The organism is Thalassolituus sp. UBA6592, assembly GCF_002433655.1.
In the GTDB taxonomy this organism is placed as follows: Bacteria; Pseudomonadota; Gammaproteobacteria; order Pseudomonadales; family Oceanobacteraceae; genus Venatoribacter.
Genome location: NZ_DJIO01000037.1, coordinates 1 through 7,523, shown reverse-complemented (window position 1 = coordinate 7,523; position 7,523 = coordinate 1). Strand labels below are relative to the sequence as shown.

General features: G+C 52.6%; 8 protein-coding genes. 1 reads left to right on the top strand and 7 read right to left on the bottom strand.

The features are described from left to right. Both B2Z72_RS03245 and B2Z72_RS03240 read right to left on the bottom strand, forming a co-directional pair. A partial coding sequence (locus B2Z72_RS03245; RefSeq protein WP_297004152.1) for a Tex-like N-terminal domain-containing protein occupies positions 1-135 on the bottom strand: 135 nt, incomplete at its 3' end. A gap of 148 nt (positions 136-283) precedes the next feature. Further along, positions 284-1,867, bottom strand: coding sequence for a hypothetical protein (locus B2Z72_RS03240; RefSeq protein ID WP_296985324.1), 1,584 nt, complete (start codon positions 1,865-1,867; stop codon positions 284-286). Between the two features lie 279 nt (positions 1,868-2,146). Here B2Z72_RS03240 and B2Z72_RS03235 point away from each other — a divergent pair, with 279 nt between their 5' ends. Further along, positions 2,147-3,364, top strand: a complete 1,218-nt coding sequence (locus B2Z72_RS03235; RefSeq protein ID WP_296985323.1) for a LuxR C-terminal-related transcriptional regulator — start codon at positions 2,147-2,149, stop codon at positions 3,362-3,364. A gap of 17 nt (positions 3,365-3,381) precedes the next feature. Here B2Z72_RS03235 and B2Z72_RS03230 read toward each other — a convergent pair whose 3' ends face one another. The 5 genes from B2Z72_RS03230 to B2Z72_RS03210 all read right to left on the bottom strand — a co-directional run. Further along, complete coding sequence (locus tag B2Z72_RS03230) at positions 3,382-4,446, bottom strand: FAD:protein FMN transferase (protein WP_296985321.1); 1,065 nt, start codon at positions 4,444-4,446, stop codon at positions 3,382-3,384. Further along, a complete protein-coding gene (locus B2Z72_RS03225; protein WP_296985320.1) occupies positions 4,443-4,946 on the bottom strand; it encodes a TlpA family protein disulfide reductase in 504 nt (167 codons plus the stop codon). Before B2Z72_RS03225 ends, B2Z72_RS03230 begins: the two co-directional genes overlap by 4 nt. A 64-nt stretch (positions 4,947-5,010) precedes the next feature. Beyond that, positions 5,011-6,180, bottom strand: coding sequence for a DUF3570 domain-containing protein (locus B2Z72_RS03220; RefSeq protein WP_296985318.1), 1,170 nt, complete (start codon positions 6,178-6,180; stop codon positions 5,011-5,013). Next, positions 6,171-6,380, bottom strand: coding sequence for a DUF4266 domain-containing protein (locus tag B2Z72_RS03215; RefSeq protein ID WP_296985317.1), 210 nt, complete (start codon positions 6,378-6,380; stop codon positions 6,171-6,173). Before B2Z72_RS03215 ends, B2Z72_RS03220 begins: the two co-directional genes overlap by 10 nt. A 237-nt stretch (positions 6,381-6,617) precedes the next feature. Beyond that, positions 6,618-7,523: phosphoenolpyruvate carboxykinase (ATP) (locus B2Z72_RS03210; protein WP_297004150.1), on the bottom strand; the 906-nt coding region annotated here is incomplete at its 5' end.

Genomic DNA, 7,523 nt, shown 5'->3' with positions numbered 1-7,523 from the left:
GGTGACTTCTTTACGGTAACGGGCGATGAAAGGGACGGTGGCGCCTTCGTCCAGCAGGGCGACAGCAGCGGATACCTGTTGCGGGCGGATGCCCAGCTCTTCAGCAATACGAAAACCAATAGATTCCTGACTCATAACTCTCTCGGACAGATGGAACGGTAAAAATCGAAGGCGGAGTATAACCGAGAAGAGAGCCATGCTCACGGACGCGGGCATGGCGAAGATGTGACTTATTGCGGGTTATTGGCAAGCGGTGGATTCACCGCCGGCCAACAGAGATGAATCAATAGGCGTTGTACCAGATCTCCAGTTCGATCTGATTGTCGACAGAGCTGTCGCTGGTGGCACAGGCCATGTACCAGTAGTTGCCGCTGTCATCACTGGTGAGCAGATCTATCGGATCACAGCGACGCTCGTAATCGCCTGACTCCAGGCGGATGTAATCACCATCAACAATGCTGAAGGCATATTGGGTGGCGACACTGCCCTGGTCGATTGCGACGACATTGCTGGCGTCGCAGATTTCATCATTGACCGGCTCGCGGTATTCCAGAGTATCGGTCGTCATCTCCGGAATTTCTGCCACAGAAATCATCAGTATTTTGCACTTGCCGGTGATGGCATCGAATACTTTCAGGTTGCGTGCGGTCAGGTAGCTGGCAAGACCTGTCTGGAAATCCGGAATCATGGCGGATATCCCGTCACCACTGTCTGCTACCAGAGCACCACTGACAGCATCCTGCAGTTCAAAGGTGGTGTTAAAGTCATCACCGGCGCCGTCTGTGCCGGTAACGCTCAGACTGGTACCGGATGCGGACCAGCTGCTGAACTCGCCGGTATTGGATGGGTCACTGCCGGAGTTCAGATATTCATAGCCACCGCCCTGCTGATCGGCAGCAAACGTCAGCACAGAATAACTGGCGCCGCTGTTTTCCAGGTTGCGGTAACTTTGCGCAATAAGTGCTGGTGAAAGTTCCGTAATCTGGCGTTCAAAGCGCACGTACTCATCCGTCAGACAGGCGGCTTCAACCATATAAGGCGTTGAATTACGAATAGTGCAGCGGTCGGCAACGGTGTCGCCACTGCTGATGATGATGGTGTTGCCTGATAACTCCCAGCTGTAACTTTCACTTTCGCTGCTGCAGTTGCGCTGTGCTGATGCCAGAGTGGCGGCAATAAATTCGCTGTCTGCCGGGCAGTCGTCGAAACCTGTGGCGTTGAGCGTGCCGTTTTCACTAAAGCTCAGTACTGATTCAACTTCACCGCCGGCACTGCGCTCGGCCCAGCTGCCGACCAGTGACAGGGAGGACGCATCCAGTCCGGCCAGAGTCAGCTCAAAATGGTCGACGGCGTCTTCTTCACTGACCAGATCGAGCATCAGGCCATTATTGCTCAGGTGCGAGGACAAATCCTCGCTGAAGGTGGCCGAGGTTACATCAATACTGCTGAGGTCGATTTCAAATGCAGTACCCAGTTCGATGCCATTACTCGGGTCCTGATCGATATCAAAAGACTGCAGCAGGACCAACAGGTTACGGACAGTCTGATTATCAGTGCCGGATGCTCCGGCCAGCTGCAGTGGAGTAACGATGCTGTTTTCTGACGACATAGTGACTGAGCCTATGGTCAGACCGAGATAGGAGAAAGTTGTTGTTTCTTCTTCCGCATAATCAAAGCCACCTAATGGCGAGGTAACGCCAGAGAACGACGGAGAGGCATAGCTGAGATTATTGACCGCAGAATCGAGAAACACACCCACCAGGGTTTCTGTCTCTTCTTCCTCTGCAGAAGACGAGGATGATCCTCCACCACTGCAGGCTGCCAAAAAGCCACAACTAAGGGTCAGAACAATGGGTAATGCTTTCATGAGGGACATCCTTTTGGTACTGATTGCTTAGAATGGCTGCCCGGATATATTTTTTACGCCTTCAGAGGAAAGCGCTGATCAGTGACGGCCAGGGAGGGTAAAACAGTCCTTTAATCCTATGGTTGAGGGCTTCAGCCGACATCCCCCCGTTCAGGGGACGTCTGTCAGAAAACAGCTATATGCGATCAGGGGCATATCCTGTCCTCTATGGGCGGTTGTGGTCGCCGGTGGGGCTGGCTATCCTCAGGTAAGAAACAAGCCTTCCGGAACCGCTGGGCTATGCCGCAGAAGAAAAATAAAGCAATAAATCAATGCGCTGATACGACCGACTACAGTCAGAACTCAGCGAACGAAAGCGCGTCGCAAACCTTGCTCGATTTTATCGGCGACATTTATGAAGCCGCTCTGAACCCTGATAATTGGGATAACGTGATGGAGACTCTGTGTCAGCTGACCGGAAGTAAATCCTCCGTACTGGTTATTCAGGATCAGCAGACGGGCGTGAACCGTATTACCAGTATGCACGGTATCAGTCGCCTTATTACCCTGGCCTATAACGCCGGGCTGGGGAAATACGACAATACATTCTCGCTGATAAAAACGCCGCTGAATGATGTGATGGTATTGAATAAGGACGAACTTATCCGCAATACGCCGTCCTTTACTCAATTTATTATGAAGCCCGCAGATATTGGCCACATGTTAGCGGTGGAATTACACCGTGATGGAAAAGTGCGCATTGGTCTGGCCGTACACCGTGGATTTAATGCGGAGCCGTTTGACGCAGAAGCCTCCTTTGTTTTACGTCAGATCACTCCGCACATCTGTCGCGCTGCACTGATCAGTGAGGAGTTGCGCAGCGCAAGGCAACAGGCGCTGGATATCTCCTCACTGCTGGAGAATATGCCATTCGGTACGCTTATAACGGATGCTTCCGGGCATGTTAAATATCACAATGCCATTGCCCGGCACATGTTCGACAGCCATGAAGCTATTGCGCTGAAAGATGAGCGGATACAGTTGTTCAGTCGCAGTTACCAGCAGCAACTGATTGCTGCACTGGCAAAACAGGCCGCAGATCAACGGGCGGCGGAGGTTATTTCAGTTTCCCATCCGGCTTACAGTTACCCTCTGGTGCTGTTTGTCGGACGCAGTAATCAGACGGCTGACCCTGAGGCGGTAAGAACTGCGCCAGCAGAAGCTGGTGCAATCAGTATTTATCTCTGTGATCCGGGATCGACTCTGGTGCTTACCTCTGACCGGATTGCACTGGCTTTTAATCTGACAGCAGCAGAAGCTGAGGTTGCCCTGAGTCTGGTGAACGGTCTGAAACTGGCAGATATTGCAGAAAATAAATCAGTGGGCATTGAGACAGTGCGCAGCCAGGTGAAAAATATTTTTCACAAGCTGGGCGTCAATAAACAACAGGAAGTGGTGCGCATGATAGTGCAGACATTACTGCCGGTAGCGGATAGCGGCAGCAGTACTGATTTGTGACAGAAACTTTTCTTTGCTTAATTAGTGTCGCTGACGAGTGCAGCCTGCAGATCATTGAGTCCGGCCGACACCGAAATATTTCCGGCGGCATCAATAATCATCGCTTCGGTATCCGGCAGTGAATTGATCAGCGCCATACCCTGCTGCGCACCCAGAACAAAGACGCCGGTTGCCAGTGCATCTGCCAGATAAGCCCGCGGTGACAGAATGGTAACGCTCATGCAGTCCTGTGCCGGTTGCCCGGTGGCCGGGTCAATAATATGGTGATAGCGTTTACCGCCTTTCTCAAAATAACGCTCGTAATCTCCGGACGTAGCCACGGCCGCATTGGCAACCGGCAGCAGAGCAATTAACTGATCTTTTTCCCGTGGATGACGGATACCCACACGCCAGCGTTTTTGCTGAATATCGCCGGCGGCGTACAGGTCGCCGCCGGCGTTGACTGAATATTCACGGAAACCGTAATGGCCGATAATCTGTACCGCGCGATCGACTGCGTAACCTTTGGCGATACCGCCAAGGCCTATGCGGGTTCCGGGCTGAGTAAAACGTACAGAATAGTCTTCATCGTTAAGCACTACTTTGTGGTAATCAATGGCGCTAACGGCCTGCTGCAACTCAGCAGCGGAAGGAATAACTTTCTTACGGAAATCCCACAGCTTTCCCGCACTTTTAAAGGTGATGTCGAATTTTCCCTGAGTGGCTTTGGCGATATTCAGTGATTCATGCAGCAGACGGTAGGTTTCTCTGGATACTATGACAGGCTTTTCGGCGGCATATAAATTTATCTGGCTGATTTCACTGTCAGGCTGCCATTCGGACAGCAGAGCTTCGATCCGCTGTATTTCACCGATGGCTGAGTTAATCGCGTTGTGCGCCTTTTCTTCTTCGGCTTTTCTTTTTGTGCTGTCGACTTCATTAATCATCAGGGTAAAAGTGACATCGGTGGTCATCAGTATGGTGCTGACTTTTACCTGATGTTTTTCCTGCTGCTGATCTTCTGCATAGCTCAGACGCTCAATATCCGCTGCGTTAGTCAGATGTGAAAAGAAAATAAATATCAGCAGGAATATATTTTTCATTGTCCGGATTCCCGTTCAGTTTCGTCTGCCTGAGTCCGGGAAAGAGCCTGGCGGAATTTATCATCAGCACGACGGCCACGGAAAACGACGTCACCGGATTGGTTGATAATTAATAAACCGGGGGTGCCGCGCACAGAAAACTGATCGGCTATCTGCAGATCGGGATCGGCCAGTGATACCCAGGGCAGTTCCCGTTTTTGTTCAATTTCTAAGCCATCGGCAGGTTCTTTATTTACGTTGATGCCGAGCCAGCGTAATTCACTGAATTCATTGCTGAGTTCCTTCAGGTGCGGAATTTCCTGCATACAGTAGCCGCACCAGGAAGCCCAGAAAATCAGCACAGTATTCTGTTGCGGTTGTTCGCTGTTAAATTCGGAAGTGTCACCGGCAATGGTGGTATAACTGGCGGCGCTTGCCGGTAATGCCGGCATCAGCGTCAGTAACGATGCCAATAACAACGCTAATAACAACTGGGCAGAGGTCAGAATTTTATGGATCATATCCGCTGGTTCCTTTTTACCGGATTCAGGTTGCCTGTTTTTAATATTGTGTCAGCACTGCGATTTAAAGCGGGGCGTACCAGCCAACGGTCAGCCAATAAAAATCCAGATCATCGCTGCGGCGGTAATAATTAAAGCCCAGATCGTAACGGGTCAGCGAGTCGGTAAACCAGCCCGGCTGCCAGGCTGAAAATAGCAGTCCGGTACTGTGGCCATCAAAGTTACCGAGGTCAGAATCGCTGCTGCGCAGAGGTTCCGCGACGTCAAACTCAAAGGCAAAAAATTCCGCGCCTTTCTGTGTGTAATAGCGGTAGCTGGGTTCCAGCACCAGGCTGCCACCGACAAAATTGAGGATATAACGCACTTCGGCGACGTCGGCACGGATATCCCAGCTGTCTTCGTAATAGCTGTAGCCGAGCTGAATGGAATCTTCGTCGATGGCGTGTTTGTAGCGCAGTGACAGGGTGTCACGTACGCGTACGTCCGGCGTGATTTCGATGTCGCGTACATCGTTAATCAGCACGGAATTAAATGACGTCGCCAGCATGCCGTTCTGTTCTGAGTGCGACCAGCTGGCATTCATCAGCGAGCGTGGTGTCAGGGTCTGGGTCAGGTTCAGGCTGCCGCTGTAGGTTTTACGGGGCTCATCATGTTGTTTGCTGCCGTCAAAGCGGATCATGCGGACGGTGTCGTCATAGACCTGCACACTGGCGCTGAGCTGAGTCGCTTCCTCGGCGAATGACTGGGATACCGACATGCCATAACCGAAGGAACGGTAAGCGTATTCCTGGCCATAGCTGGCGTGCAGTTCAAGGCCAAAGCGTTCATAGCTGCGGTATTTCCAGCCGAAATCCAGATTAAAGCGGCCCGGGTTATAGCCGGTGGCACCGGATACGGTTTCGGCTTTTTCGCGGGCATCATCGTAGGATGCGGCGGTCACCAGATCGCCGGTAAATTTAAAGCGCGCTGCCTGAGTGTCGTTCAAACGATGCTGAAAGAGCCAGATGCCTTCGTAGATGGTGGCATATTCATCGACGCTGGGATTACCGCCTTTGCCGTTATCGTCTTCCTGTTTATAAACGATGCCGCGGAAGGCAAAGATGCTGTCGAGTTCGTCGGGAGTGGGGATGGCGCCTGCGGCCCGGGCTTCAGCAGGTTGCAGCAGCGCAGAGACAAGCGTGCAAAGGCAAAGGAAAGGCAGCAGGGAGAACCCCGGGCGGAATTTCAGTAGCATCCGCAGCCTCCGCCACCACCGCCGGAAAAGACTGCGGTCGCGCCTTCCCGGGCTGAATAGACGTCGCCTTCGACTTCACTCTGCAGCGGCGAAGAGTCGAATTGCATGTCCGGCTGGGCAAGCCGTTCCCTTTCGTTAAACCTTACTGGTGTACAGCCGCTGGCGATGAGCAGCAGCACAGATATCATTATCAGACGCACAACATGTCCTTTGCAGGCGGAATCTTTAAGAAGCTGATCACATGAACGAAGTCACATGAAAGTGTTAAGCCGAAGCTATCACAGGCGGAGGCATGGCCCCAGCGCCCCGATAAAAGCTGGCAGCAGTTTAAGAATATAGTGTGACAGGCAGGTAACAGTCAGATGTGCGGCGGGTATAAGACGGGCATAAAAAACGGGAGCCGAAGCTCCCGTTTTTACACGCAGTGATCGTTCAGCTTACAGCTGAGGACCTGCGTTTACGATGGCGTCAGAGACATCGTATTTCTTGAAGTTCTCAGTGAACTGGCCAGCCAGGTTTTTCGCCGCAGCTTCCCAGTCAGCGATGTTTGCCCAGGCTTTGGTTGGGTTCAGCAGCTGAGTCTCAACACCTTCCAGAGCAACCGGCATCTGCAGGCCGAAGATCGGCAGTTCTTCAGTTTCGGCATCACGCAGAGCGCCGGTCTGAATCGCTGCAATCACAGCACGGGTAGTCGGAATGCTGAAACGCTCACCGCCGCCACCGTTAGGACCACCGGTCCAGCCAGTGTTAACCAAGTATACCTGAGAACCGAATTCAGTCACACGCTTCATCAGCAGCTCAGCGTATTCGCCGGCCGGACGTGGGAAGAACGGCGCACCGAAGCAGGTAGAGAAAGTGGACTTCAGACCTTTGGTGCCGCCCATTTCCGTAGAACCAACCAGTGCGGTGTAACCGGACAGGAAGTGGTATGCAGCCTGTTCCTTGCTCAGGATAGACACTGGTGGCAGAACACCGGTCATATCACAGGTCAGGAAGATAACGGCTTTTGGTTCGCCGGCCATGTTCTCTTCAACACGTTTTTCAACGTGGGTCAGAGGGTATGCACAACGGCCGTTTTCAGTCAGTTCAGTGTTGTTGTAGTCAGCAACACGGGTGGTTTCATCGATGGTTACGTTTTCCACGATGGCGCCGAATTTGATCGCGTTCCAGATGATCGGCTCATTCTTCTGAGACAGATCGATGGTCTTCGCGTAGCAGCCGCCTTCGATGTTGAATACGGTGCCTTTGCCCCAGCCGTGCTCGTCGTCACGGATCAGGTAACGGTCCGGGTCGGCGGACAGGGTGGTCTTGCCGGTGCCGGACAGGCCGAAGAACAGCGCCAC

Coding starts and splice junctions, on each gene's coding strand:
- B2Z72_RS03240 (WP_296985324.1), bottom strand. CDS start 1,867: ATGAAAGCATTACCCATTGTTCTGACCCTTAGTTGTGGCTTTTTGGCA.
- B2Z72_RS03235 (WP_296985323.1), top strand. CDS start 2,147: ATGCCGCAGAAGAAAAATAAAGCAATAAATCAATGCGCTGATACGACC.
- B2Z72_RS03230 (WP_296985321.1), bottom strand. CDS start 4,446: ATGAAAAATATATTCCTGCTGATATTTATTTTCTTTTCACATCTGACT.
- B2Z72_RS03225 (WP_296985320.1), bottom strand. CDS start 4,946: ATGATCCATAAAATTCTGACCTCTGCCCAGTTGTTATTAGCGTTGTTA.
- B2Z72_RS03220 (WP_296985318.1), bottom strand. CDS start 6,180: ATGCTACTGAAATTCCGCCCGGGGTTCTCCCTGCTGCCTTTCCTTTGC.